General features: G+C 60.3%; 28 protein-coding genes. 19 read left to right on the top strand and 9 right to left on the bottom strand.

The annotated features are described in order from the left end of the window. The first annotated feature begins 33 nt into the window (after nt 1-33). From ABD112_RS10590 to ABD112_RS10580, 3 genes are all read left to right on the top strand, one after another. Entirely contained in the window at nt 34-516 is a 483-nt protein-coding gene (locus ABD112_RS10590) for an ArsR/SmtB family transcription factor (RefSeq protein WP_343925689.1), read from the top strand. A gap of 133 nt (nt 517-649) precedes the next feature. Next, the gene (locus tag ABD112_RS10585) at nt 650-844 is read left to right on the top strand and encodes a helix-turn-helix domain-containing protein (RefSeq protein WP_341953740.1); all 195 of its coding nucleotides are present in this window, start codon (nt 650-652) and stop codon (nt 842-844) included. Nucleotides 845-982: 138 nt separating this feature from the next. Beyond that, entirely contained in the window at nt 983-1,081 is a 99-nt protein-coding gene (locus tag ABD112_RS10580) for a 30S ribosomal protein bS22 (RefSeq protein WP_003792170.1), read from the top strand. Between the two features lie 40 nt (nt 1,082-1,121). On the opposite strand, the gene ABD112_RS10575 is transcribed toward ABD112_RS10580, so the two are convergent. Beyond that, nucleotides 1,122-1,889 (bottom strand): HAD family hydrolase, encoded by a 768-nt coding sequence (locus ABD112_RS10575; RefSeq protein WP_343925685.1) that lies wholly within the window; start codon nt 1,887-1,889, stop codon nt 1,122-1,124. 18 nt (nt 1,890-1,907) lie between these two features. On the opposite strand from ABD112_RS10575, the gene ABD112_RS10570 reads away from it, so the two are divergent. After that, nucleotides 1,908-2,171 (top strand): glutaredoxin family protein, encoded by a 264-nt coding sequence (locus tag ABD112_RS10570; protein ID WP_343925683.1) that lies wholly within the window; start codon nt 1,908-1,910, stop codon nt 2,169-2,171. After that, nucleotides 2,168-2,467, top strand: coding sequence for a Dabb family protein (locus ABD112_RS10565; protein ID WP_343925681.1), 300 nt, complete (start codon nt 2,168-2,170; stop codon nt 2,465-2,467). The genes ABD112_RS10570 and ABD112_RS10565 overlap by 4 nt, the downstream gene beginning before the upstream one ends. 14 nt (nt 2,468-2,481) lie before the next feature. Here ABD112_RS10565 and ABD112_RS10560 read toward each other — a convergent pair whose 3' ends face one another. Next, nucleotides 2,482-2,772: a hypothetical protein gene (locus ABD112_RS10560; RefSeq protein ID WP_343925680.1), complete on the bottom strand. Its 291-nt coding sequence runs from the start codon at nt 2,770-2,772 to the stop codon at nt 2,482-2,484. A 71-nt stretch (nt 2,773-2,843) separates the two neighbouring features. Further along, on the bottom strand, nt 2,844-4,172 hold the full coding sequence (gene aspS, locus ABD112_RS10555; RefSeq protein WP_343925678.1) for an aspartate--tRNA(Asn) ligase: 1,329 nt from the start codon (nt 4,170-4,172) through the stop codon (nt 2,844-2,846). Nucleotides 4,173-4,238: 66 nt separating this feature from the next. Here aspS and ABD112_RS10550 point away from each other — a divergent pair, with 66 nt between their 5' ends. The 5 genes from ABD112_RS10550 to ccsB are packed head-to-tail and all read left to right on the top strand — an operon-like array spanning nt 4,239 to nt 8,823. After that, on the top strand, nt 4,239-4,874 hold the full coding sequence (locus ABD112_RS10550) for a histidine phosphatase family protein (RefSeq protein WP_343925676.1): 636 nt from the start codon (nt 4,239-4,241) through the stop codon (nt 4,872-4,874). Beyond that, nucleotides 4,871-5,461: a TlpA family protein disulfide reductase gene (locus tag ABD112_RS10545; protein ID WP_343925674.1), complete on the top strand. Its 591-nt coding sequence runs from the start codon at nt 4,871-4,873 to the stop codon at nt 5,459-5,461. Before ABD112_RS10550 ends, ABD112_RS10545 begins: the two co-directional genes overlap by 4 nt. Further along, nucleotides 5,461-6,204, top strand: a complete 744-nt coding sequence (locus ABD112_RS10540) for a cytochrome c biogenesis CcdA family protein (RefSeq protein WP_343925672.1) — start codon at nt 5,461-5,463, stop codon at nt 6,202-6,204. The genes ABD112_RS10545 and ABD112_RS10540 overlap by 1 nt, the downstream gene beginning before the upstream one ends. Next, nucleotides 6,182-7,810 (top strand): cytochrome c biogenesis protein ResB, encoded by a 1,629-nt coding sequence (gene resB / locus ABD112_RS10535; protein WP_343925670.1) that lies wholly within the window; start codon nt 6,182-6,184, stop codon nt 7,808-7,810. Before ABD112_RS10540 ends, resB begins: the two co-directional genes overlap by 23 nt. After that, on the top strand, nt 7,807-8,823 hold the full coding sequence (gene ccsB / locus ABD112_RS10530) for a c-type cytochrome biogenesis protein CcsB (RefSeq protein ID WP_343925668.1): 1,017 nt from the start codon (nt 7,807-7,809) through the stop codon (nt 8,821-8,823). The genes resB and ccsB overlap by 4 nt, the downstream gene beginning before the upstream one ends. 108 nt (nt 8,824-8,931) lie before the next feature. Here the strand turns inward: ccsB and ABD112_RS10525 are convergent, their stop codons facing one another. Together ABD112_RS10525 and ABD112_RS10520 are read right to left on the bottom strand one after the other, a co-directional pair. Next, nucleotides 8,932-9,564 (bottom strand): hypothetical protein, encoded by a 633-nt coding sequence (locus tag ABD112_RS10525; RefSeq protein WP_343925666.1) that lies wholly within the window; start codon nt 9,562-9,564, stop codon nt 8,932-8,934. Between the two features lie 54 nt (nt 9,565-9,618). Beyond that, nucleotides 9,619-10,608: an o-succinylbenzoate synthase gene (locus ABD112_RS10520; protein ID WP_343925664.1), complete on the bottom strand. Its 990-nt coding sequence runs from the start codon at nt 10,606-10,608 to the stop codon at nt 9,619-9,621. 42 nt (nt 10,609-10,650) lie between these two features. Here ABD112_RS10520 and ABD112_RS10515 point away from each other — a divergent pair, with 42 nt between their 5' ends. From ABD112_RS10515 to ABD112_RS10500, 4 genes are read left to right on the top strand one after another with little or no spacing between them, the layout of a single operon-like run. Next, the gene (locus ABD112_RS10515; protein WP_343925662.1) at nt 10,651-11,085 is read left to right on the top strand and encodes a 1,4-dihydroxy-6-naphthoate synthase; all 435 of its coding nucleotides are present in this window, start codon (nt 10,651-10,653) and stop codon (nt 11,083-11,085) included. Between the two features lie 30 nt (nt 11,086-11,115). Then, the gene (locus tag ABD112_RS10510; RefSeq protein ID WP_343925660.1) at nt 11,116-12,090 is read left to right on the top strand and encodes a 1,4-dihydroxy-2-naphthoyl-CoA synthase; all 975 of its coding nucleotides are present in this window, start codon (nt 11,116-11,118) and stop codon (nt 12,088-12,090) included. Between the two features lie 33 nt (nt 12,091-12,123). Beyond that, entirely contained in the window at nt 12,124-13,233 is a 1,110-nt protein-coding gene (locus ABD112_RS10505; protein WP_343925658.1) for an AMP-binding protein, read from the top strand. 9 nt (nt 13,234-13,242) lie between these two features. Then, entirely contained in the window at nt 13,243-14,253 is a 1,011-nt protein-coding gene (locus ABD112_RS10500; protein ID WP_343925656.1) for a 1,4-dihydroxy-2-naphthoate polyprenyltransferase, read from the top strand. Here ABD112_RS10500 and ABD112_RS10495 read toward each other — a convergent pair. Further along, nucleotides 14,236-14,514, bottom strand: coding sequence for a DUF4229 domain-containing protein (locus tag ABD112_RS10495; protein WP_343925654.1), 279 nt, complete (start codon nt 14,512-14,514; stop codon nt 14,236-14,238). The genes ABD112_RS10500 and ABD112_RS10495 overlap by 18 nt on opposite strands. A 54-nt stretch (nt 14,515-14,568) precedes the next feature. On the opposite strand from ABD112_RS10495, the gene ABD112_RS10490 reads away from it, so the two are divergent. The 3 genes from ABD112_RS10490 to ABD112_RS10480 are packed head-to-tail and all read left to right on the top strand — an operon-like array spanning nt 14,569 to nt 17,445. After that, entirely contained in the window at nt 14,569-14,901 is a 333-nt protein-coding gene (locus ABD112_RS10490) for a PLDc N-terminal domain-containing protein (RefSeq protein WP_343925652.1), read from the top strand. Beyond that, on the top strand, nt 14,882-16,597 hold the full coding sequence (menD, locus tag ABD112_RS10485) for a 2-succinyl-5-enolpyruvyl-6-hydroxy-3-cyclohexene-1-carboxylic-acid synthase (RefSeq protein ID WP_343925650.1): 1,716 nt from the start codon (nt 14,882-14,884) through the stop codon (nt 16,595-16,597). Before ABD112_RS10490 ends, menD begins: the two co-directional genes overlap by 20 nt. Before the next feature lie 23 nt (nt 16,598-16,620). Further along, a complete protein-coding gene (locus ABD112_RS10480; RefSeq protein WP_343925648.1) occupies nt 16,621-17,445 on the top strand; it encodes a polyphosphate kinase 2 family protein in 825 nt (274 codons plus the stop codon). A gap of 10 nt (nt 17,446-17,455) precedes the next feature. Here the strand turns inward: ABD112_RS10480 and ABD112_RS10475 are convergent, their stop codons facing one another. From ABD112_RS10475 to ABD112_RS10465, 3 genes are all read right to left on the bottom strand, one after another. Further along, nucleotides 17,456-20,314 (bottom strand): FAD-binding and (Fe-S)-binding domain-containing protein, encoded by a 2,859-nt coding sequence (locus tag ABD112_RS10475; RefSeq protein WP_343925647.1) that lies wholly within the window; start codon nt 20,312-20,314, stop codon nt 17,456-17,458. A gap of 139 nt (nt 20,315-20,453) precedes the next feature. After that, nucleotides 20,454-21,341, bottom strand: coding sequence for a MurR/RpiR family transcriptional regulator (locus ABD112_RS10470; protein WP_343925645.1), 888 nt, complete (start codon nt 21,339-21,341; stop codon nt 20,454-20,456). Continuing rightward, nucleotides 21,338-22,438, bottom strand: coding sequence for a serine hydrolase domain-containing protein (locus tag ABD112_RS10465; RefSeq protein WP_343925644.1), 1,101 nt, complete (start codon nt 22,436-22,438; stop codon nt 21,338-21,340). Before ABD112_RS10465 ends, ABD112_RS10470 begins: the two co-directional genes overlap by 4 nt. 90 nt (nt 22,439-22,528) lie before the next feature. Between ABD112_RS10465 and ABD112_RS10460 the strand changes: the two genes are divergently transcribed. Then, a complete protein-coding gene (locus ABD112_RS10460; RefSeq protein WP_343925643.1) occupies nt 22,529-23,467 on the top strand; it encodes an N-acetylmuramic acid 6-phosphate etherase in 939 nt (312 codons plus the stop codon). A 59-nt stretch (nt 23,468-23,526) separates the two neighbouring features. Further along, nucleotides 23,527-24,810 (top strand): ABC transporter substrate-binding protein, encoded by a 1,284-nt coding sequence (locus ABD112_RS10455; protein WP_343925642.1) that lies wholly within the window; start codon nt 23,527-23,529, stop codon nt 24,808-24,810. Nucleotides 24,811-24,836 lie beyond the last annotated feature (26 nt).

The following is a 24,836-nucleotide window of genomic DNA, read 5'->3' as shown; positions in this document are numbered from 1 at the left end:
GTACTCCCCAGCAAGCCCGACTACCCTTATGTAATGGCCGACATCTTTGACGTAGTAGCCGATTCAACTCGGCGTAGTCTTCTCACAGTGCTGCTCGAGCAGTACATTGCCTCTGATTCTCCCAGCGGCGAGCTCAGCGTTAGCGAGATTGTTGAGAAGCTCGAATTGAGCCAACCGACTGTCTCCAAGCACCTGAAGGTGCTGCGCGATCACGGGTTGGTATCGGTTCGTGAAGACGGCCAACACCGCTATTACCGCCTCGATTCTTCTCCGCTTGAGGAGGTCGAAGACTGGTTGATTCCGTTCTTGAGCGCTGACTTCCATGACGACCTCGACGACGAGGTTCGCGCCTCGTCTGGTGCATTTGCTGCCTGGTCGGGGGCGGATGTCGGAGACAACTTCGGTCGCCAGGTTGCCGAGCGCACCCATCAGGCTCGCTCTGCGCTGCACGATGTAACGGAGGCAGCCAAACACCTACCGCGCAATGTGCGCACTCGCATCTTTGGCAAAGATTAGTCCGCAGGCGCGCCGCAAATAGTGGATTAGGGCTGGACAGCGAGTCACACCAGCCCCTATTGTTACCGATTAGCACTTCAGTCACATGCTGAGTGTGTTCTGCAGCCGTCTGTGAGCCAAAGGGGCTAGTCCAATGTCACGGGATCTTACTGAGATGCGCTTTCTCACCGTCGCCGAAGTGGCCGACATGATGCGTGTCTCAAACATGACCGTGTACAGACTTGTTCACTCTGGTGAGCTGCCTGCGGTTCGTTTCGGTCGCTCTTTTCGTATCCCAGAATCGGCTGTAGCAAGCGCGGTTGCGCCCTCGATCTCCGAGGTCGGTTAACAGCCTGCATTCAGACTGGGTTCGTTCCCCGGCCATCGAATATTCAAAACCCGCCCGGTGCGGTAAACTCCTCCGGTATGTCTTTCCGCGGTTCTGAATCGGACCGGGTCGGTTCGTTCAGAAATCAGTGAGGTCCCTATGGGTTCAGTCATCAAAAAGCGTCGCAAGCGTATGGCCAAGAAGAAGCACCGCAAGCTGCTTCGCAAGACGCGCCACCAGCGTCGCAACAAGAAGTAGATAGTCTCAACGACCGCGCTTTTGCACGGTTCGGTGTTCGTTATTGCCGACCGCGCTTTCGCACAGTCTTGGCCTGCCGCTTAACCCGTCTTCTCGCCTCTTTCAGGCTGGCGCGGTTGAGCGGCAGAATTTGCCATCCTAGTTTTTGGGCATGATTCGTTAGTTTCGCATCTGCGTTCACCGCAACACGGTTTCCGACTGCAGTCAGCAGCGGAATGTCGTTGCTGGAATCGGAGTACGCCCAGCACTCAGCGAGGTCGGCCCCGAGTCGCTCAGCGAGTTCTGTGGCGACAGCAGCCTTTTCAGGTCCGTGCAGCACGTGGCCATCGAGTTCTCCCGTGAGAACGCCGTCTTTGGCGTGCACACGCGTTCCGAGCGCCCCAGTGAGCCCGAGCCGTGCGGCGATAACCTCGGCAACGAATTGCGGGGTCGCCGTAACCAACCACACTTCGTGGCCCTTCGCGAGGTGCTCTTTAGCGAGGTCGACGGTCTCAGGCCAAAGGTTGGGCAGAATATCGCGTTCATAGATCTGCTCGGCCAGCTCGAACAGTGTCTTTTCGGAGTGCCCGCCAACAATTGCGAGGGCACGTTCCCGTGCGCTCGCCATGTGTTTGTGATTCTCGCCAACCGAAATGAAGCGAAATTGTTGCCAGGCAAAGCGGGCGATATCGCGCCAGCCAACGATTCCGCGGTGCCATGCTTCCTTGGCGAGGTAGTAGACACTCGCCCCGCGCATCAGGGTATTGTCCACGTCGAAGAAGGCCAGAACTGCGTTCTGACTTGACTGGTGCGACGTTACCTCGGGCATCCGCATTATTCTAGGGTCGTGCCTACGAAACGTCTTGCATTAATCGGCAAACCCGGTTGTCATTTATGTGACGATGCCCGGGATACGATCATCGGCGTTATCGCCGAACTACCCCCGGAGTTCTCGGTCGAGCTCTCGGAGCAGTCGATTCTCGATGACGAAGAACTTCACACACAGTATCGAGACGAAATTCCGGTAGTGCTCATCAATGACCGCGTACACACCATTTGGCGTGTCGACCCCGCGCGGCTCTCTGCCGCACTGCAGAAGGAATCCGAATGATCCGTCACGTAGTTATGTGGAAGCTCAACGCCGAAGATCCTGAAGCTCAGCAGAGTGCAGTGGATGACATGGCTGCTGCCCTTGAACCCCTCGTCGGTCAAATCGAGGGTCTCGAAAGCCTCACGGTGCGCCGCAATGTTGCCAAAGCAGAGTCGAACTGGCACGCCATCCTCGAGTCTGACCACTGCTCGGTTGAGGCGCTCACGGTCTACTACACGCATCCGCTGCACGTTACCGCCGGCGCAGTCGTCAAGGCGAACACGCGCGAACGTGTCTGCGTTGACTTCGAGGTCTAGCGTGCGCCGTTGCCCTACCGCTTGATGGGGATCGGGCCCGTTATGTTGTTCTTGATCGAGTCACGCTCGGCGGCCAATGACGCGAGCGTTCCGCTGTCGAGGCCGGGCTGCAGCATGTCGTCGAACGGGTTACCCATTCCACTCTTGGCGTGCACAATCTCGGCATAGTTAGTTGCTGCTGCGGCAACCTGGGCGGTAGCTCGTTGCGCCTTCTTGAGCGAAACCGGCTTGCTGCCCACTACTTCGGCATGCTTGTTGAGCGCTTTCTTCAGATCCTTGAGCGCGGCATCAATTTTCTTTGACATGTCGTCATCCTGCCTTAACGGGTTGCGTGCTGGCTATGGGGAGGTGTGTCGGATTGTTTGGGCAGCAGCAGCTACGGGGTGAGGCGCGTCGGTCCGCGGAACAGGTACGTAGCTTCGCGCAGGTTCGGCAGGCCAAGCATCAGCATCAGCACGCGGCCAAGGCCCATGCCGAATCCGCCGTGCGGGGGTACGCCGTAGCGGAAGAAGTCGAGGTAGAAGTCGAGCTCGGCGGGGTCCATGCCCTTGTCGCGAATCTGCGCCTCCAACACGTCAACGCGGTGCTCGCGCTGGGCGCCAGTAGAAATCTCGACGCCGTTGTAGACGAGGTCATAGCTGTTGGTGAGGCCAGCATCATCCGCATGACGCATGTGATAAAACGGGCGGATGCTGGAGGCGTAGTCGGTCAAGAACACGAAGTCGTGATCGTACGTTTCTTTCACGTACGCCGCGATCTGGCGCTCACCCTCGGGGTCCATGTCGGCGTCGGCACGAGGCACCGTGTAGCCGCGGTCGCTGACGATCTGCTTGGCCTCAGCCAGCGGGATACGGGGAAACGGTGTGGTCGGAACCGTCAGCTCAATGCCGAACAGTTTCTCGATCTCCTCGCCGTGCTTGTCTTTTACGGCTTGGAAGCCAACAACCATGAGCTTCTCGTGCAGCTCCATGACGTCTTCGTGGCTATCGATCCAGCTGATCTCGTTGTCGACCATCGTGAACTCGGTGGCGTGACGTGAAGTGAAGCTGGGGTCGGCACGAAAGCTGGGGGCGATCTCGAAGATCTTGCCGAAGCCGGCCGCCTGAGCCATCTGCTTGAAGAACTGGGGGCTCTGCGCGAGGTAGGCCTTGGTGTCGAAATACTCGACCTCAAAGAGCTCAGCGTTTGACTCACTGGCGCTGGCCATGAGCTTGGGGGTGTGAACCTCAATGAAGTCGTTCTCGACCCAGTAGGTGCGCCACGCGTGCTCGAGCGTGGTCTGGATGCGGAAGATGAGGCTATTGCGCGGCACGCGCAGGTCGAGGAAGCGCCAATCCATGCGCTTGTCGACGCTCGAGTCTTCAGCGATCGGCGTCTCGGGGATGGCCTCAGCGGCGATCTCTAGGCCGTCAAGCTTGATCTCAACGCCGCCAAGCTTTACGCGCTCGTCGTGCTTCAACTCACCGGTCGCGGTGAGGAAGGTGCCCTGAGCGAGGCCAGAAATGGTGTCGGCGAGAGCATCCTCAGCAGGTGTGCCGTCTTCATTGAACGAGCGGGGGTGAACAAGCTGCACCGCACCCGACTCATCGCGCAGCACAACAAACTGCACCTTCTTTTGATCTCTAACAGTATCGACCCAACCCGAAACGGAGGTTGCTCCATCGCATGCTGCGGCCAAGTTCTTAATAAGGGTGCGTGTAGTCACACACCTAAGTTTACCGGGGATAGAGGGGGAGAAAGTGCGGAAGCCGGTCGACGTAGACTGATTGCCGTGCCAGCAGACCTCATCCATCTCGTCCGCCATGGTGAAGTGCACAATCCTGACCGCATTCTTTATGGTCGGCTTCCGGGCTATCACCTCAGTGAACTTGGGCACCAGATGGCAGATGTTGCCGCCGCAAGCCTTGCCGATCGGCCGCTTACGGCGCTCTACGCGAGCCCCCTGCAGCGCGCCCAAGAATCGGCGCAGCCCTGGTCGGAGCGCTACAACCTGCCGATCGTCACCGAAGAGCGCATTATCGAGCCGGTCAACTGGTTCGAAGGCAGTCGTTTTCAGTTTCCTCAGGTGCTGGGCAACCCGCGCGCCTGGCCACAACTGATCAACCCCCTCAAGCCGAGTTGGGGCGAAGCCTTCCTCAGCGTTGAAGCGCGGATGCTCGAAGCTATCGATGAGGCGTGGGCCGCAGCCGATGGCGGCGAAATCGTCATGGCCAGCCACCAAATGCCCATAGTGATGGTTGCTCGCTCCGTGAAGAAAATGCGGCTCGCGCACGATCCGCGCCGTCGTCGTTGCACCCTGTCGAGCATCACAACGCTCGCCCGCGAGGGTGACAAGTTCGTCGAGGTTGACTATCAGGAACCTGCGGGAGACTTGCTCGCAGCATCCACCGATCTAGGAGCAGTGTGAACCGCCGTCTCATCGCCGCTGTTGTGGCGGGCCTTGCCCTTGTCACTGTGTCGTGCTCGACCCCTAACGAATCGCTTGCAGAGCAGTACCAAAACGGCTCAGAAGAGGGTTACATCTCTGGCGACGGTTCGACCGTCGAGATTCCTGTGAGTAACCGCGACGAACCCGTGACTTACGAAGCAACGCTCGACACCGGCGAGACCGTCTCGAGCAGCGACTTTGACGGCTCGGTCTACGTTGTGAACTTTTGGTACTCGAGTTGCCCACCGTGCCGACTTGAGGCTCCCGACCTTGCGGCGCTTAGCGTCGAATACCCCGACGTTCCGTTTCTCGGTGTCAACGTCTCAGACACTGCAGAAACCTCCCGCACCTTCGCCAGCGATTTCGCTGTCCCTTACGCCTCAGTTGTGGATGCCAAAACCGCAGGCGTGCAGCTCGCGTTCGCCGGTTCCGTGCCTCCCAACGCGGTGCCAACCACTCTCGTGGTTGACAGCAAGGGCCGGGTTGCGGCTCGTATCAGCGGACTTGTGCGTGACCCAAGCATCCTCGCGGCGATGATGGACTCTGTCATCGCTGAGGACCAGTAGTGTCGAGCCCAATCGGGGAGCTTATTCTCGGCGGCAACCTCTTTGTCGTGATTCCGATTGCTCTGCTTGCCGGTCTCGTGTCGTTTGCGTCTCCGTGTGTGTTGCCGCTGGTTCCTGGCTATCTGGGCTACATCGGTGGGTTCACGAGTGCCGAAGATAAGGGCAGCACGAAGCGCCTAGTCTTGGGCGTCGGCCTGTTCATCCTCGGTTTCACGATCGTTTTCGTAGCCTTTACTGTGCTGTTTGGCACCGCGGGCCTACTACTGCGGCCGTGGCTTGACCTCATCACGCGCATTGCTGGCGCGCTCGTCATTGTGATGGGTCTTGTCTTCATCGGGCAGGTCACTTTTGCTCAGCGCACCATCCGCCCTCGGATGAAGGTCGCGACCGGCCTCGCTGGTGCCCCACTGCTTGGCATTGTTTTTGCTCTAGGTTGGACGCCCTGCGTTGGCCCAACGCTCATCGCTGTCGGCAGCATGGTTCTCGATGGGGGAGACCCTGGCCGAGCAGCGCTCGTCGGTGTCGCCTACAGCCTCGGTCTCGGGATCCCGTTCCTCCTTGTGGCCCTCGGATTGAACTGGGCAAGCAATTCTGTGGACTGGATGCGCCGCCACATCCGCATTATTAACTTGATTGGCGGCGGATTGCTCGTATTGATCGGTGTACTCATGGTCACCGGCGTGTGGCGTGCAATCGTGACAAGTTTGGGGGCGGTGATCGGTGGCTTCGACACAATCCTCTGATTCAGTGACCGGTGGTGACGCAACGCGTCCCAGTGACCACATGGATGCACCACAGCAGAGCAAAATTCAGCAGCCGAAACTGGATTTCGCCGGCTACGCGCGGTTCTTTTGGCGACAACTCACGAGCATGCGCACGGCGCTGTTCTTGCTGTTGCTGTTGGCGGTCGCCGCAATCCCAGGATCGTTGGTTCCGCAGGTTAGTTCTGACCCCAATGGTGTAATCGCCTACCGCCGGAACAACCCAGACACCGCAGCGATTCTCGATTTCTTCCAGGTTTTCAACACCTTCACCTCGGTGTGGTTCTCGGCAATCTATCTGCTGCTGTTCATCTCGCTCGTTGGTTGTGTACTGCCGCGCACAAAGCATCATTTCGATGCGCTTCGTGCTCGCCCACCCAAGACCCCTGCTCGGCTTTCTCGGCTTGAGGGCTTTACTTCGCGAACGACCGGAGCGGATGCCTCAACGGCAATCGAGACTGCGCGTCGCCTCCTGCGGTCGCAGCGCTACCGCACCGAGCTCTACGGTGACTCGGTCAGCGCCGAGCGTGGCTACCTGCGTGAGACTGGCAACCTCGTATTTCACGTTGCCTTGATTGGTGTGCTTCTCTCGGTGGGACTCGGCGGCGGCTTCGGCTACACGGGTCAGCGCGTTGTTGTCGAGGGCTATGCCTTCAGTAATTCTCTCGCCAGCTATGACTCATTCAATCCAGGGCGCTTCTTCACTGACGAGGCACTCGAACCGTTCACCGTCGGGCTCGACTCGTTCGAGCCCGTGTACGAACAGTCAAACCGTCAGGCGCTCGGCCAGGCTGTTGATTTCACCGCAAACGTGACAACCACGATGCGCGGCGAAAGCTCACAGACCGCGCGAATCAAAGTCAACGAGCCGCTGAGTGTCGGCGGCACGAATGTCTACCTGTTGGGCAATGGCTACGCACCAGTGCTTACGGTGAGGGATGCCGAGAACAAGGTTATTTGGTCGCAGCCCACTGCGTGCCTTCCCTTTGACTCCAACCTGGGCAGCACCTGCGTGATCAAGATTCCGGATGGCCTAGAGCAGCAGATCGGAATGCTCGGCTTCCTGTACCCCACAACCGGCACGCTTAGCTCGGGCGCTCTCGTCTCCGTGTATCCCGACCTCATCTCACCCACGCTCACCCTCGAGGTGTATGAGGGTGATCTTGGCCTCGACAACGGGCAAGGATCCAACGCCTACGCACTAAACACAGACTCACTTGAGCAGGTCGCTGGCCGCACCTCTGAGGCAGACACCATTCGGCTGACTCCTGGTGACCGGGTCGATCTCCCCAACGGCTTGGGCAGCGTTGAGCTGGCGAGCATCCCGCGCTTTGCCTCCCTTGATGTGCACCACGATCCCTCTCAGGGACCGGTGCTGCTGTTCGCAATCCTGGTGGTTGCCGGTCTGATAACAAGCCTGTTTGTGCCGCGTCGGCGCATGTGGATTTCGGTCAAGACAGACTCGTCGGGAACGACCACAATCGAGTACGCGGCGCTGGCGCGGGGAGACGACCCCAATCTTGAAGCGGCGGTCGCTGAGTTCGCCGATAAACATTCCCAGCAACTGACGGTTAGGGTGGATTCGTGACTGAGACCTTTGTGTCGTATTCCTTGATCGCTGTCTATTCAGCGATGGCGATTTATACCTTGGCGTTCGTGATGTTCGCCATCGATTTGGCGCGCCGTTCTGCCGAGTCGAGCGATGCTGCTGCAGCGGATGCCACGGGGCTGAGTGCTGCGTCGTCGAGCCGCATTGGTGTGATGGCGTCCTCAGCGAGTACGACCTCTGCTGCAACCACCACGCTGACCCGCGACGGTGCACCGCGCACCGGCACCGAAGCCGACCGCCCCGCCTCACCCAAGTACCTGCGCTTGGCAATGGCGCTCACCGTAATCGCTTGGGTGCTTCATGTTGGCGCTGTTGTCTTCCGTGGCGTTGCTGCGAACCGAGTGCCGTGGGCCAACATGTTTGAGTTCACGCTCACCGCCACAGCGCTCATCGTTGGCGTATTTCTGGTGGTGCAGTTCTGGCAAGATCTGCGCTTCCTCGGGTCATTCATTACCGGTTTCGCACTGCTCGCGCTGGGGGTCGGCACGTCAAGCTTCTATGTGGATGTCGTGCCACTGCCGCCAGCATTGCAGTCGGCCTGGTTGGTTATCCATGTCTTCGTCGCGAGCCTGAGCACTGGCTTCTTTGCACTCGCAGCAGGCCTGTCGATCGTGCAGCTCATGCAGGCACGTCGTGAGGCAGGCAAGGCTGTGAAGCTGCGCTTCCTCGACACTCTTCCTGGGGCCGAACGGCTCGAGACTCTCGCCTACCGACTCACGGTTGTTGGCTTCGTGATGTGGACCTTCACCCTTATCGCTGGTGCGGTTTGGGCTGAACGGGCATGGGGCCGCTATTGGGGTTGGGACACCAAAGAGGTGTGGACCTTCATCATCTGGACCATCTATGCCGGTTACATTCACGCCCGTGCAACCCGCGGATGGCGCGGCTCGCGTTCAGCGTGGCTCGCCATCGTGGGCTTCGCCGCGATCATCTTCAACTTCACGATCGTCAACCTGTTCTTCAAGGGGCTCCACTCCTACTCAGGACTGTAAGCACGCACCTCGCCTAACCTCGCAACCGCAACGTGAAAAACGCTGGGGCGCACCGAGCAGCACCCCAGCGTTGGTTAAGGAGAGCCGTTATGGCTCCGGGGACTCGCGCTAGCTGGCACGAGTCAATTGGATCGGTACGCGCGGATTGCCTTCACCCGTGTCGAATTGGATGATCGGCCCGTCGTCCGCGCACTCATACGGCGCCGAGTTGATGGGGGCACTCGACATGAAGTCGCCAAAGAGGTCGGCGCCGTCCAACGTGATCCCGGATACCGTGACAGACACCGTGACCGCACTGACGTCATGCGAGGTCGTGATCTCGGTCTCGCTTGCCGAGTAGTCACCGGTGACGTTACCCGAGATGGTGCCTTCGCCTTCGGCCCCGGCTACTTGCAGCAGGATCGCGAAATCTGGCGTGTAGGCATAGGTCCCAGCGCTGTCGAACGAAAGCCCAGTGCCGCCTTCGACGGTGATATCGAGGCCATCATTCGTCCCGCTAACTGCCGTGTAGAACGCCTGCATCTGGTCTTCCGCGATATACCAGTCGCCGATAAGGCACTCGGGGCCGCTTGGCGCTGGCTCGTCGCTCGTGTCGGGGGCCGTGGCATCCGTTCCGCTGTCTGTTGTTGTCGGGTCTGGAGTCGGAGTTGCGCAGGCCGTCAACAGGCTGAGCCCGAACAAGCCCACCCCAAGCAGGCCCACTGCGGCAGGGGCGGGCGCGCGACGCGATAGGACAATCATCTTCACTCCTCGGCAAGCGGTTAACTGTGCCAAGCATAGTGAGAGCGAAACTTACTACTGTGAGTAGTTTTTACCTAGTTCATGGCAGCGCTCAAGACGCGAGAGCCACCACTGGGTGCGCTCCGGATTGGCAGCCCAGCGAGTGAGTAGTGCTTCGTCAGCATCCACTCGTCGCACCTCGATGCGCCCACCACGCGCCCGCAGCGGAGATGAGGTGACATCTGCGGCGAGCAGGGATGCCGTAGCTAATCCGCAGTCGTAGTCGAGGGGATCGATTGCGGCAGCTAAGTGTGCACCCATTGCGAGACCCACTGACGTCTCGAGAGCACTGGAGACCACCACGGGCAGTCCCGCCTGCTCAACAACGCTGAGGGCGCGAGAAATGCCCCCGGAAGGCTGAGCCTTGATGACGAGCAGATCGGCGGCGCCCGAGCGCGCAACAGCCAGGGGATCCTCTGCCTTGCGCACGCTCTCGTCTGCAGCGACCGGGATACCCATGTAGGCGATGCGACCGCGCAATTCGCCAAGCTCCTCAACGCTGGCACACGGCTGTTCCACATACTCGAGGTCGAACTTTGCAAAGGCGTGAACGGCACGTTCAGCCTCATCAACCGTCCAAGCCCCATTCGCATCAACGCGGATGCGACCTGCTGGCCCCATCACGCGACGCACCTCAGCCACGCGGGCAACGTCATCCGCGAGGGTATGGCCGGGCTCAGCGACTTTGACCTTGGCCGTTCGGCAGCCATCAAATCGTTCGAGCACGGCTTCAACAAATTCGGCTTCCACCGCAGGAACCGTTGCATTCACAACAATGTGGTCGCGCACGAGTGGGGGAGTCTCGTTCCAGGCGTAATCGATTGCGGCCAGAAGCCAGGTGGCCGCCTCGGCATCGTCGTACTCCACGAAAGGGGAGAACTCGCTCCAGCCTTGGGGGCCGCGAAAGAGCAGCGCTTCACGCTGATCGATGCCGCGAAAGCGGGAGGTCATGGGAAGGGACACCACACGCGCGGTGTCGAGAATTTCGTTCACTGAAGGGAACATGTCTCTAGTCTGACAAGTTCCACCGTCAGTTAGGGTTATTGCGTGACTAATCCGGGGGATATTGAGCGTGTCGGCACCAAAGTCGTGCCGTACTACGTCGTTGGCGTCGTCGAGGACGAGCCGGAGGTTTCGACCGAACAGCCCGAGCCCAACACTGTCAACCCTGAGAGTGTGGCCCCCGACAGCTACTCTGTTCGTCGACCGCGCCCGACCTGGCTCGGCTTTATCGCGGCAACACTGGGTTTGGCAACTTTCGTACTTCTCATCGTCGCAATGCTCATCGCCACAGGCGGAGACTTTCCGGCGGGCACCATTCTCAGCTACGTCACCATTGTTGTGTCGATCTCAGCCGTGATAACTGCCGTCATCTGCCTCGTTCTTGGCTACCAGCGTCGGTGGGCAGCATTCGGTCTCGCCATGGCGATTCTTGCCAACCCGCTCGTGCTCGTCACGGTGTTTCGCTCCTTCGAAGGCTAAGTACAGCTCTTCGGTGGTTAGGGTGGAGCCATGGCGCTGGTTTCAGAAATTTTTGACGAAAAGTTGTGGCGATCAGTCGCCGGATTCGATGACCTCACGGATGTCACCTATCACCAGGATGTGACCGGCACGATCGCGCGTATCGCCTTCGATCGCCCTGAAGTGCGCAACGCGTTCCGCCCGCACACCGTCGACGAGCTGTATCAAACCCTCGACGATGCCCGCCAAAATCCCCGCATCGGTGTCGTACTTCTCACCGGAAACGGCCCAAGCGAGAAAGATGGCGGCTGGGCGTTCTGTTCGGGCGGCGATCAGCGCATCCGTGGCCGTGCAGGCTACGAGTATGAGGGTCAAGCCGGCGCAACGAACCCCACAGCAGCAAGCGCCGCCGAGGAGGCTGAGGTTTCCGCGGCTGACGCTGCGGCGGCGGCTGGAGCACGTCGGGCCGCCGCCGGGCGCCTGCACATTCTTGAGGTGCAGCGCCTCATCCGTTTCATGCCCAAGGTCGTCATTGCTGTGGTTCCCGGCTGGGCTGCCGGCGGCGGGCACTCGCTGCACGTCGTCTGCGACCTCACGATCGCCAGCGCAGAACATGCCCGCTTCAAGCAGACGGATGTTGACGTCGGCTCGTTCGATGCAGGCTACGGAAGCGCATACTTCGCCCGCCAAGTCGGCCAAAAGTTTGCCCGAGAAGTGTTCTTCCTGGCCCGTGAGTATGACGCTCAGCGCGCCCTCGACGCCGGAGCAATCAACGCCGCAGTACCGCACGCCGAGCTCGAGGCCACAGCCTACGAGTGGGCGCAGACGATCATGACCAAGTCGCCGACCGCCATCCGCATGGTGAAGTTTGCGCTCAACGCTGTAGACGATGGCCTCGTCGGCCAGCAAGTGTTTGCGGGAGAAGCCACCCGATTGGCCTACGGAACTGATGAAGCAGTCGAAGGCCGCGACTCATTCCTTGAGAAGCGTGCACCAGACTGGTCGCCGTTCCCCTGGCAGTACTAGGTAACAGAGCAACCAAGCAACGGAGCATTTGCGATGACACGAGAACTCTGGTCGATTGACGCGCGCGATCCGCGCAAGGTTTGGGCAGCGCTGGTGCCAGCACTCGAGGGAACGGGCGCCGCGATTCTGCCGCACCCGGCCTCCCCCTCTGGGCTGCCAGAGACCGTGCCCGAGAACGTTGCCGTAGTCGTCGAGACGAGCGGATCGACAGGCCGACCCAAGCGCGTGATGCTGAGCGCCGCCGCGCTGAAGGCTAGCGCCACGGCATCCGATGAGCTGTTGGGTGGATCGGGGCATTGGCTTCTGGCTGTGCCCGCTCACTACATCGCGGGAATCAATGTGCTGGCGCGTTCGCATTTTTCGGCAACCGTGCCGGTGATGATGAAGCCGACCGGGTTCTCTGCGGAAACCTTCGTGGCGGCCGTCGCCGAGCTCAAGGCCGAGCGCCGGTTCACCTCGCTCGTGCCAGTGCAGTTGGCGCGACTGCTCGAATCTGAGGATGCTGTCGCCGCGTTGGCATCCTTTGCTCGGATTCTGGTCGGCGGGCAGTCAACCCCGATCGCGCTTCTTGCGGCAGCGCGCGCTCGCGGCCTCGCGGTCACGACAACGTACGGGTCGAGTGAAACCAGCGGCGGCTGCGTGTGGGACGGCACACCCCTGCCTACGGCTCAGCTGCGGCTTGTGGATGATCGCATCGAACTTGCTGGCCCCATGCTGGCCGAGGGCTACCTCGACGACCCGCGCCGCAGCGCCTTTACCTTCCGCGAGCACGACGGCATCCGCTGGTATCGCACCGACGATATCGGTGAAATCGTTGACGGAGTGCTGCGGGTTCGTGGTCGCGCAGACGACATGATCATCTCTGGCGGGGTGAAAGTCTCGCTCGCTGAAGTGGAGACAGTCGTGCGCACGTTGCCCGGCCAGAGCGCAGCCGTGGTTGTTGCCGTGCCGCACCCTGAATGGGGTGAAGCGCCCATTGTGATCACGACGTCCGCAATCGAGCTGGATGCCCTTCGGGGGGCAGTTGCTGCTCAACTTTCGGCGGCAGCCGCACCGGCAAGGGTGATGCTCATCGATGAGATTCCGATGTTGGCGGCGGGGAAACCAGACCGGCTGGCGCTCGCGTCACTCGTGCTTAAGTAGAATCCCACCGTGGCCTCTCCTAAACAGCAACGCATTGACCCCAAAACCGTCGCACCGAAATCCAGCAGCAATTCGGTGAAAATCAAGAGTGGCCGCCCCGGTGGTCGCCCACCTAAAGCGCCAAAGATCGCGAAAGCGACCGCGCGCGACTGGATTGGTGGCGCTCGCATTCAGACGCTGCCACTCGCCTTTGCGCCCGTAGCGCTAGGAACGGCTGCCGCCTATGTACTCCCGCACGAAGAAGATGGTGCCGGCTGGCACTGGTTGCGTGCCCTACTCTGCCTGATCGTTGCCGTGTCGCTTCAGATCGGCGTGAACTTCGCCAACGACTACTCCGACGGAGTGCGTGGCACAGACAAGAACCGCGTCGGCCCCCGCCGCCTCACCGGCTCGGGCGCCGCGCGCCCGCGCACCGTCATCACGGTTGCGTTTGTCTGGTTTGGCATCGCCGCCGTTGCGGGGCTCATCATCGTGATCCGCAGCGAACACTGGTGGCTGCTCGCCGTCGGTGCCCTCGCAATTCTGGCCGCGTATTTCTACACCGGAGGCAAACGCCCTTATGGCTACCTCGGCCTTGGTGAAGTCTTCGTCTTCATCTTCTTCGGGCTCGTCGCCACCGCAGGCACCACGTATGTGCTCGCCGACACCGTGACCCTCGAGTCGTGGTTGGCTGCCGTTGCCGTCGGCCTGTTTGCCGTTGCGACCCTCATGGTCAACAACATCCGCGATATTGAGCAAGACAAGATTGCGGGCAAACGCACGCTGGCCGTCATGATCGGCAACCTGCCATCGCGCATCTTCTACGTTGTCGCGATGCTCGTGCCCTTTGGCATCCTGGGCGTCTACACGCTGCTCTACGTCAACGCCTATCTGGTGTACTTCGTGCTGCTCGTAGCGTTGCCAGCGTGCGTGATTGCGCTGACTGCAAAGGCAGCGTCAGAGCTGATCTTGGCGCTGCGCCTCACCGGGCTCACGGCACTGCTGTTTGGCCTCGGGCTAGCCTCAGCGATCGTCTTCTAGGTCGCGGCTTTCGGCGCTGAGGTCTGCCCCAGCATCTTCCGCGTCGCGGTCGGGGTCGTGGCTGGGGCCTGAGCGTCGCACCACAATATCGAGCGCTACGGCATCCCGAAGCTTGTCGAAAAAGATATACGAAATCGCGAATCCCACGATTGCGGCGATGATGGCCGAAAGCCACCAGTCGACCTGCGCGACCATCAACAGAGCAAACACCGCAGCGAAGATTCCGAGCCGCAATACTGAGTAGAGGATCCAAGGTTTCACGGCAACAGTCTAGGCTCGCATGACGCACGCAGCCTGCAAGCGTAGAATAGACAGATGCCTCGTCTACTGGTCGTTCTTGCTTTCGCGCTCGTCGCGGTAGACGTGTTCGCTGTTGTAGACGTGATCCTCATCGATCGCAGCCGGGTGCGCGCAATGCCCAAGGTGTTGTGGGTGCTGGTGATTCTGCTTCTTCCCGTTATCGGTGTTGTGCTGTGGTTCATGCTCGGCAAGGCACGTAGTGCCGGTGTCGGGCGCACGCGTACGGTAGCTCCAGACGACGACCCCGACTTCTTGCGCAAGATGCGCGTCAAAGAAGAACAAGATGAACGCATCCGCCGCCTTGAACAGGAACTAGCAGATCTCGACGATGACGATAAGACCAACTAGCTCTCCGGCAACTAATTTCTCGGTAGCCCTTCTCGAAGAGTTCGTTCGTCTCGGCGTTCGAGACATTGTGGTGAGCCCTGGCTCGCGCTCGCAGGCACTTGCGCTTGCCGCCGCCGAATTCGAGAAGCAAGGCCTGTTGCGCTTGCGCGTGCGCATTGACGAACGAGTCGGAGCCTTTCTTGCCCTAGGACTTGCTGTCGAAACCAGTTCACCGGTGCTGGTTGTCACGACCTCGGGCACGGCTGTGGCCAACCTGCACCCTGCGGTTCTTGAGGCGCATCATTCTGCTGTTCCCCTCATCATTATCAGTGCCGACCGCCCAGACTCATTGCGCGGCATCGGCTCAAATCAGACCACCCAGCAGCCAGGAATTTTTGGCACCGCTGTGCACAAAACCTGGGATGTCGAAGCGCCAACCGGTGCCGCAGGCGAGATGGATGCCGCAGCGCTACTTGCCCGCGAAGCCGTTGCGGCAGTCAACGGGCCCGTGCACCTCAACCTCTCGTTCGACGAACCGCTCTCAGCGCCATTCACGTGGCAGCCCTCGCTTCGCGATATCGCTCCTGAACCTGCAGTCGCACGCGAACCCGCCTTTCCCGACCTCTTCAGTGATCTCGATCCGGTCGTAGAAGTCACCACCCAGCGATCGCCGGGAGCGCCAAAGAAAATCGCGCTCAGCCCGGCCCCTGCCACTGTTGTCGTCGCAGGCACCGGTGCTGGGCCGCGTGCTGAGCAGGTTGCTCGCGAACTCGGTGCCCCCCTCATCGCCGAGGTTGCCAGTGGAGCGCACTTCGGACCCAATCTCGTTGTCGCCTACCGCGAGCTCCTCAACGCCGCCAACTTCGGTGATCGGGTGGCGCGCGTGATCGTCTTCGGGCATCCAACCTTGAGTCGCGAGATTCCGGCGCTGATTCAGCGACCCGGAGTTCAGACCATCGTGGTGCGGCATCCGTCTGCCGACGACTACAACCCCGGTCGTTGCGTTCGACTCTTCGTCGATGAAGTTTCGGTGTCTGGAGAGGCCACCGACCGCGCATGGCTCGGCCGTTGGGTTAGCTCGAGTCGCCAGCTTCTCGAAACCAAAAGCATTTCCCCTGATATTGATGCGGATGCTCGCACTCACGCCAAATCAGAACTGGCGATTGTGCGCACGCCCGTCGACCGCCGCATGCTTGCCGAAGCTGTCTGGCGAGCGACTTGGCCGCACGACCGGCTGGTGCTTGGCGCGTCACGCTTGATCCGCGAAGTGGACCGCGTAGTGCCGGGCAAAAAAATTCCGGTGCACGCCAACCGTGGCCTCGCAGGAATTGACGGAACGATCTCTACCGCGCTCGGCATCGCGCTCGCCAGTCAGGCAGAGCCAGGCAACGAAGGCGTCACGCGGGTGCTGCTCGGCGACCTTGCGATCTTCCACGATGTCGGCGCGCTGATGTTTGGTGTTGGAGAGCCGCGGCCACGCATCCAGGTCATTGTCGGCAACGACGGTGGCGGCACGATCTTCGACGTGCTCGAGGTTGCTGGCCAAGCCGGTGACAGCTTCGACCGTGTGCTCTTGACGCAACAGAACGCATCCATTGAGGCACTTGCTGTCGCGTATGGCTGGCGTTACATCTCAGCGGCGACGCGCGGCGAACTCGATCAGGCGCTCTCGGCGCATCCAGAACCAACCATCATTGAGGTTCCCCTGAGCCGCTAGATTCGCCGGGTACCCTTGTGCGCATGAGCACACTCACCCCTGTCACCGCCGATTTTGAGCTTGCAGACATTGATCCGTCGTCGACTCCTGCATTCGATGGCGACAAGAAAGATTCCGAAAAGGCGCTCGCTAAGAATGCCGAGCGCTTGGCCGAGCTGCAAGAGCGGCTCTTCGCCGAGAGCAAGTTCGGAGGCGAGCGCCGAGTGCTGTTGGTATTGCAGGCGATGGACACGGCGGGCAAGGGCGGGATCCTGCGTCACGTCATTGGCGGAGTGGATCCGCAGGGCGTGCAGATTCATGCGTTCAAAGCGCCGACCGACGAAGAGAAGTCGCATGATTTCTTGTGGCGCATCCGAAAAGAGCTTCCCAAGGCTGGCAACATCGGTGTCTTCGACCGATCGCACTACGAGGATGTGCTGATTCATCGGGTGCGTGGATTCTCTACCCCCGAGACTGTCGAAGAGCGCTACGGCACCATCCAAGAGTTCGAGAAAGAGCTCGTAGCGCAGGGCACCACGATCATCAAGGTCATGCTCCACATCAGCGCCGACGAGCAAAAGGAGCGGTTAGCCGAACGGCTCGATCGCCCGGATAAGCACTGGAAATACAACCCGGGCGATGTGGATGAGCGACTGCTGTGGGGCGAATACCAGAAGGCGTATGAGATCGCCCTTCGTCGCACCACCACCGAAAATGCGCCATGGTATGTGATTCCTGCAAACCACAAATGGTATGCGCGCTGGGCCGTTCAGCAGCTTCTGCTGGAGGCGCTCGAGGAGATCGATCCGCAGTGGCCCGCGGCCGACTATGACGTTGAGGCGGAGAAGGGGCGCTTAGCAGAGAGTTAGTGGCTGCTGGTTAATTGTTGCCGTCTTCTGCGGGGGAGCTGCCAGGTCTTGTTGCTTTTTCCAGCAGTTCGATGATGTGCACATAGTCGTGTCCGGTAGCTCGAGTCATGCCGATCTCGCAGGCCCGGTTGCAGGATGCGTACGCCTCGTACGTATTGAGCGCGATCTCGGCCGCTTCATCCGCTGTCGCGGAGGCGGTCAGTTCGGGGTGCAGCATGCCTCGATCTCCGGCAAATCCACAACACCCCCACGCATCAGGAACAATTGCTTGGGGTGAGATGGTTGCGGCGATTGCCATGAGGCTCGGGTTGGAACCCAGTTGTGTGCTGGAACACGTGGGGTGCAGCGCGATCGACTCTAGTGGCGCGGCGACTGTCAGATGGGGCAGTAGCTGCTCTGCGACAAAGTCGACGGAATCGACGATTGTGAGGGCGGTGGCTCCGAGCTCTGCAGCGCGAGTGCGCACGGCAAGCATTAGCCCTTCTGTGCAGGAGGAGTTGTCGCAAACGATCGGTAAGCGTCCATGGTCGGAGGCTGCAACAAGAGCGTCGACCGTGCGGGTAATCGCCGTCGTGTAACCGTCCGCGTACCCTTTTGACTTCCACGGTGTACCGCAGCACAGCCCCTCGATGGGTGCCGGAGTGGCCAAGGCGATTCCTGCTCGTGCGCTGAGCGCTCGGAACGCTGCGGCGGCGCCCCCGGCCGAGTCGGCACCGTTGGTTTGGCTGCCGAACATCGATCCAACGCACGCCGAAAAAAACACTGCTTGTGGTTCTTCGCTGGTGGCACTTTTACGGCGAAGGCCACCGGCAGGAAGGTCTGACGTGTAGAGCGGGACCGTATCGCGTCCGAGCAGGTTCCGACCGATGCGGGTCACCGCAGTGATTGCTGGCGTGGGCAAGAGTTTGGCGATCGAAAGCGCGATTGATGCGCCGCGAGTGATGGGACCCCACGCCCGAGCGACCCGAGCGGCGATAGTGCGGTGCGGGCGGGGAGCGCTTTCTTGGCGGAGTCGGCGCACGAGATCGCCGGTATTGATCAGCACGGGGCAGGCAGTCTGACACATGCCGTCGGCGGCACAGGTCTCTATCGATGAGTATTCTTCGGCCACCCCGAGTTCGAGATCAAGCGCGTTGTCACCGCGGTTTCGGGCGGCTAATCGTGCTCGACGAACTGCGATGCGCTGTCGAGGAGTCAGGGTGAGGTCTTTGCTGGGACACACGGGCTCGCAGTAGCCGCACTCAACGCAGCGATCAACTTCGGTTTCAACCTGGGGGGTCGATTTTAGGTGCTCAAGGTGAGAACTGGGAGATGATCCGAGCAGCACTCCAGGGTTGAGAATCCCGGTAGGATCGCATAGCCGCTTCACCGTTTTCATGATCTCGTAGAGTTCCGAGCCGAATTGGCGTTCAACGAAGGGAGCCATGATTCGTCCCGTGCCGTGCTCCGCCTTGAGCGTTCCGCCAGTCGCAAGAACGAGCGTCACGAGATCCTCGGTGAAATCATGCTGGCGCTGCACTGCCGCTTCGTGACTGAAATCTTCGGTCAGGAGAAAATGGATATTGCCATCCTTGGCGTGACCGAAGATCACTGCGTCGTCGTAGCCATACCGTGCGAAAAGCCGTTGAAGCGCCGCACACGTCTCGGCAAGAGCGTCGACGGGAACAGCAATATCCTCGAGCAACGCGGTCGTTCCCGGTCGTCGCGCGCCCGCGACCGTGGCGTAGAGGCCTTTTCGGGTGTGCCACAGTCGAGCACGCTCAGCAGGGTCGCGCGTTGGCAGCATCTGAGGAGCGCCCGCAGCGCTGAGAGCTAAGGACGCCACCACTAGTTGGTCATCGAGCGCTGCGTCGTTTTTTGCGTGAAACTCGATCAGCAGCGCAGCTTGTGTCGTGATTTTGATCTCGGGAACGATGTCGCTCGAGGCTGGATCTTCCTGGATTACGCGCAGGGATGCGGCATCCATCAGTTCAAGCGTTGCCGCTCCTGATTCCACGAGGGCCGGCAGGGCGCGCGTGGCAGCATCGAGGGTCTCAAAGAGCACCAGCGCGGTGGCGATGTGCGGGGCGATCGGCACGGTTTCGAACTCTGCGAGCGCTACAAACCCGAGCGTGCCTTCGGATCCCACCATGAGATGAGCCAAGATGTCGACTGGTGCGGTGTAGTCGAGAAAAGAATTGAGCCCGTAACCCATCGTGTTTTTGCCACGGTACTGACGCTCGATCTCTGCTCGCAGGTCATCGCGGGTGGCGAGGAGGTTCTGGATACTAGCGAGTCCGGCGTGAAGCTCTGGCTCGGAGTGCGCGAGGGCTGCGTCCGCACCTGGCGCGGCCGTGTCGATGACTGTGCCGCTCGGCAACACAAAGGTGAGACTGTTCATGGTGCGGTAGCTGTTGGAGTGTGCCCCACACGCCATTCCGCTCGAATTATTCGCAATGACGCCACCGATCGTCGCCGCGATCTCACTGGCAGGATCAGGGCCGAGCTTGTGCTTTCGACGAAGCAAACGGGCATTGACTTGGCGAACTGTCGCGCCCGGTTCGACACTCACCCGTGTGCCATCAGCATTGGGGGTGATTCGGCGAAAAGCCGAACGTGTGTCGAGCAGTATGCCGGATCCGCTGGCTTGGCCTGAAAGGCTCGTGCCCCCTGAGCGCAGCGTCACGCCCGTGCGGTGTTCGCGCGCGTAGCGGAACACCGCGGCGACGTCGCCGATTGATTGTGCCGTCACAATCGCATCAGGAATCAGAATAAAATGTGAGGCATCGACACTGGCAACGATTCGCTCGAAGGCGGAAACACGCACATCAGCGGTGCTGCTGGAGTGCTTGTTCTTGCCAGTGGCGACGTTTGATGCCGGGGAAGTCACGGAAGCTGTTGCAATAACTCCGCGAAGCCCACGAGCAAGTTCCTCGTTTGCCGGTGACAGTAGGGCGCGATCTGCGGGCCCTAGAGGGCTCGGCTGAGCCGTGCTTGCTGCGTATGGGGTACTGGGAAACATAGTGCTTTCAGTGGTGATGGGAAGCCGGAGTGTCACCGATGCGGTGGCCTTGTATGGCGTCGTAGGTGCGACGCAGGTGCCGGCTGGTCCCCGAGAAGTCGCGTTGCACAAGCAGCACAATAAGAAAGTCAACGATTGCCATCTGAGCGAGACGACTCGACATGGCTCCGGTGCGAAAACCTGATTCGCGGGCAGAGGTGGTCAGAACATGATCAGCTTTGGCGGCAAGGGGAGAGTTCGGGTGGTTGGTGATCGCCACGGTAGTCGCGCCTCGACTCCGCGCAAGTTCGACAAGCTGGTTCGCTTCGAGGGTCGCGCCGGTATGCGATATGCCGATTGCGACACTGCCGGGCGTCGAGAGCGCGGCTGAGGTGAGTGCGAGGTGCGCGTCAGACCAACAGAAGCCGGGGATGCCGATGCGGTGCAGTTTGAGTTGCAAGTCTTGCGCGGTCAGGCCACTTGATCCGGCACCGAAAATGTCGATGCGCGGGGCTGCTGCGATGGCACAGGCCACTTGGTCGAGCGCATCGAGGTTGATGCCGCGAGCAGTTTCCTCAATCGCGCGAGTCTCTTGATATGCCACCTTAGATACCAGGTCGGCGATCGAGTCATTCAACGAAATCTCGGCGTCGTCTACCCGAAAGAACTCGCGAGTTGTCTGCTCACGACTGTGGGCCGCGGCAACCGCGATCCGAAACTCTTTATAACCGGCGAAACCGGCTGCGCGGCACATGCGAGCGACGCTCGCCGGTGACGTTTCACACAGTTCAGCGAGGTGTGTGATGGTGGATTCGGCGACGAGCGCGGGTCGCGCAAGAACGCTTTCTGCGACGCGCCGTTCAGCTTTGCTCAGGCTGGGCAGTCGCTGCTCAAGGGTGACTAGTGCATCGTTCACGGCTGCTCCTCGATTCTGGCTGCGATCTCTGCGATGCGCTCGCGAAGTTCGAGCACTGCGGTGGATGCACGCGTCGGATGGACACGATTTGTGAAGAATACTACCGAACGACGGCCATCAAGCTGGGTTGCGAAAGCGGTACCTGTGAAGCCGGTATGGCTGAGTACGGTGGAGCCGAACGCCCGCGACCAAGAGTCGTTAACACGAGGACCGAGCGCTTGCCCGAACCCCACCGCTGTCGTTGTGCTGATGGGGGTTCTCAGCGCGGCCAGTACCGCCGGTGAGAACGCGATGGTGCCTTGCGTCGTGAGACCAGTGCGCAGTGCTTCGGCGAACAACATCACATCGCGCGCTGTGCCAAAGAGTCCGGCGTTGCCGGTCGCGCCGCCGAGAGTCCACGACGCCTCATCGTGAACTTCGCCGTGGACGAGTCCGCGGTTGCCCTGAAATTCGGTTGCAGCAATCTGACCGAGCGACTCGATCGGCGGGTGGAAGCCGGTGTGGGTCATGGCGAGTGGGGCAAGTACTCGCGCTTTCAGCACCTCAGCCAAGGACTGCTGAGCGAGTGCCTCTAGCGCAAGACCGGCCCAGATGTAGCCGACACAGGAGTACTGATGGCCGGGATGTGCGGCTGTCTCTTGTTCGTCGGCACGAAACTGCGCTATCGACGCGCCATCGTGGCGGCTCAGCCATTCGGTGCAGAACCCGGCGGTATGTCCGAGAAGCATTGCCACTGTCACACGGGCGAGAGGGCCGGTTGCAAACTCGGGCAGCAGTTCACTGACGAGCAGCTCAGAGGATTGGCCGCGTGCCTCTAATTCGACGAGGAAGGCTGCCGCGACGACTGGTTTTGTCACTGAGGCTAAGTCGAAGCGGGTATCGCAGTCAGTCGCGGGCCATGAGATGGCTGCCGCGCGTTCTGCGGTGTCCCAAGTTCGAACTGTTCCGCTATAGATCTCGCTTACTATTCCGTCGGTCGCGACGACCACAGCGGCTGCGGAGAAGATTCCGCGCGCCTGGGCATCATCGAGCAGTGGTAGCACCGCGGCTTCCAGCGCGCGCACTTGCGATACCGAAGCGGTGGGGAGGAAGGTCATTTGATAAAAATAGCCGAAAAGCTTTGGAAAAGCGACAATATTATGCATACTGGGTCGACACCCCGTTTCAGCGAAGGACAACTCGGCACAATGGCCCCATCACCCCCGCTCATTGAAAGACCAGGAGACAGCGATCTCATGCTCTCACCGACCGAAGAGCGCCTCGAATCTTCTCGCAATCTTGATGCCCTCTCGCACCTTGAAATACTCCACATGCTCAATTGCGAAGATCGGGTCGCCGTCGATGCGGTCGCGGATGCGCTCCCCGAAATCGCGGGCGTTGTCGACATCGCCGCCACCTGTTTTCGCGCTGGTGGTACCGTTCACTATTTCGGCGCAGGCACCTCGGGCCGCCTCGGGGTTCTCGACGCAGCAGAACTCCGGCCCACTTTCAACCTCGAGGCGGGCCGCGTCGTCGCCCACATCGCTGGCGGTAATGTCGCGCTCGTTGACGCGATTGAAGATGCCGAAGACTCCGAAGAGGCAGGGCGCCTAGACGCGTCAGAGGTTGCATCGGGTGACGTTGTGATTGGACTTGCCGCAAGCGGAAACACCCCCTACGTGGGCGGTGCTCTCGCTGCGGGCCGCACAATCGGCGCGACGACGGTGCTGATCTCCAGCAATCCCCACGCGCGCTTGGCTCACCTCTCCGATGTGAACGTCGTGCTCAATACCGGTGCAGAAGTACTCACTGGGTCAACGCGACTTAAAGCGGCCACCGCCGAAAAACTCGCTCTCAACGGATTTTCCACGGCCCTCATGATCGCTGTGGGGCGCACATGGTCGAATCTCATGGTCGACGTCGTTGCCACCAACGAGAAGCTCCGCGATCGCACTGTCCGTATCCTTCAAGACGCTGCCGACCTTGATGAAGAGCAAGCACAACAACTGCTCGCAGATTCCGAAGGCGAACTGAAGACAGCAATAATCGCGGCAATTGCCGGAACAACTATTGATGATTCACGCAGCCTGCTTAACAGCAATGGCGGTGTTGTGCGCGATGCGCTTGCTGCGGCATCCGCACGCTGATCGTCGACCCCTTCTTCACAATTCCACACCTGCAGCACCCATATCACAAAGGAGAGATAATGAGGCGACGCATCCTCACCATAGCGGCTATCGCAGCCGTGACCGCCTTGGCGCTCAGCGCATGTGCACCGAGCAGCTCGGGAGGTGACACGACCACTAGCGACGAGACCACTCTTAAAGTATGGTCGTGGCGCACCGAAGACATCGAGGCATACAATCGAATCTTCGACATCTTCGAGGAACAAAACCCCGGAATCACTGTCGAGTTCGAGGCATTCCAGAACACTGAATACAATCAGATTCTGACCACCGGTCTTGCCGGCAGCGACGGCCCTGATGTGCCCATGGTGCGCGCCTACGGGCAGCTCCAGCCCAACATCGAAGCGGGACAGCTCGAACCAATCGATGGAAAGGTTGATGGCCTCGATGCCATCGCCCCCAGCGTGATTGCCGGAGCTCAGGGAAAAGCTGATGGAAAAACCTACGCGGTGCCGCTAGCAACACAGACGCTGCAGATGTTCTACAACAAGGCCATTTTCAAGGAACAAGGCCTGTCAGTACCGACGACGTGGGATGAGTTCATCTCGGTGAACGACAAGCTCAACGCCGCAGATATCACGCCGATGGCACTGGGTGCCAAAGACGACTGGATGCTGCCGATCTTCGCAGACATCGTCGGAAGCGCGCGCTACGGTGGGTCTGAGTTCGAGGCCAAGATGCTCGCGGGTACTACCGACTTCAACGACCCCGACTATGTCGCTTCGTTGCAGATCATCAGTGATCTTGAGAAGTACATGACTCCGGATGTGGTGGGCGTAAGCTACACCGACAGCCAGATTCAGTTCACCTCTGGACAGGCAGCGCAGTTCCCTGGTGGATCATTCGAGATCGGAACTTTCCGCACTCAAGCCCCCGATCTCGACTTCGGCTCCTACCAGGTTCCGCTGCCTCCCCAGGCAGTGTCGGATACACCGGTCAGCCCCGGATTCTCGGATGGTAACTTTGCCATCAACTCGGCATCGACGAACAAGGACGCAGCGTTTACCCTGCTCAATTGGCTCGCGACCGCAGAATTCGGACAACTCGTCGCCGACGAACTGAACCAGTTCTCCGCGATTCCGGGAGTCACCTACGGTGACGCCGTCATGCAGGAAGCGTGGACCAACTACGAAGCCGGTCAGGCTCCGTATTTGCTGCTCGTTGACTTCCGCTACGGAGAACCTCTTGGTACAGCAGTCCTCGGCACGCAGGTGCAGAGAATGTTCTTGGGCGACACGGATGCAGCTGGCGCTGCGGCCACGCTTCAAGAGGGTATTTCGCAGTGGTTCACACCAGGCGAATAACGTCGCACAACTAGCACAGCGTAGAT

It is taken from the genome of Rhodoglobus aureus (genome assembly GCF_039527955.1).
Classification (GTDB): Bacteria; Actinomycetota; Actinomycetes; order Actinomycetales; family Microbacteriaceae; genus Rhodoglobus; species Rhodoglobus aureus.
This window is presented reverse-complemented; position numbering and strand designations above follow the sequence as displayed.

Bases quoted from the DNA above. Each gene is read 5' to 3' on its own strand.
- ABD112_RS10590 (WP_343925689.1), top strand. From the start codon at position 34: ATGGCCGACATCTTTGACGTAGTAGCCGATTCAACTCGGCGTAGTCTT.
- ABD112_RS10585 (WP_341953740.1), top strand. From the start codon at position 650: ATGTCACGGGATCTTACTGAGATGCGCTTTCTCACCGTCGCCGAAGTG.
- ABD112_RS10580 (WP_003792170.1), top strand. From the start codon at position 983: ATGGGTTCAGTCATCAAAAAGCGTCGCAAGCGTATGGCCAAGAAGAAG.
- ABD112_RS10575 (WP_343925685.1), bottom strand. From the start codon at position 1,889: ATGCCCGAGGTAACGTCGCACCAGTCAAGTCAGAACGCAGTTCTGGCC.
- ABD112_RS10565 (WP_343925681.1), top strand. From the start codon at position 2,168: ATGATCCGTCACGTAGTTATGTGGAAGCTCAACGCCGAAGATCCTGAA.
- ABD112_RS10560 (WP_343925680.1), bottom strand. From the start codon at position 2,772: ATGTCAAAGAAAATTGATGCCGCGCTCAAGGATCTGAAGAAAGCGCTC.
- ABD112_RS10525 (WP_343925666.1), bottom strand. From the start codon at position 9,564: ATGATTGTCCTATCGCGTCGCGCGCCCGCCCCTGCCGCAGTGGGCCTG.
- ABD112_RS10520 (WP_343925664.1), bottom strand. From the start codon at position 10,608: ATGTTCCCTTCAGTGAACGAAATTCTCGACACCGCGCGTGTGGTGTCC.
- ABD112_RS10510 (WP_343925660.1), top strand. From the start codon at position 11,116: ATGGCGCTGGTTTCAGAAATTTTTGACGAAAAGTTGTGGCGATCAGTC.
- ABD112_RS10505 (WP_343925658.1), top strand. From the start codon at position 12,124: ATGACACGAGAACTCTGGTCGATTGACGCGCGCGATCCGCGCAAGGTT.
- ABD112_RS10490 (WP_343925652.1), top strand. From the start codon at position 14,569: ATGCCTCGTCTACTGGTCGTTCTTGCTTTCGCGCTCGTCGCGGTAGAC.
- menD (WP_343925650.1), top strand. From the start codon at position 14,882: ATGACGATAAGACCAACTAGCTCTCCGGCAACTAATTTCTCGGTAGCC.
- ABD112_RS10480 (WP_343925648.1), top strand. From the start codon at position 16,621: ATGAGCACACTCACCCCTGTCACCGCCGATTTTGAGCTTGCAGACATT.
- ABD112_RS10465 (WP_343925644.1), bottom strand. From the start codon at position 22,438: ATGACCTTCCTCCCCACCGCTTCGGTATCGCAAGTGCGCGCGCTGGAA.
- ABD112_RS10460 (WP_343925643.1), top strand. From the start codon at position 22,529: ATGGCCCCATCACCCCCGCTCATTGAAAGACCAGGAGACAGCGATCTC.
- ABD112_RS10455 (WP_343925642.1), top strand. From the start codon at position 23,527: ATGAGGCGACGCATCCTCACCATAGCGGCTATCGCAGCCGTGACCGCC.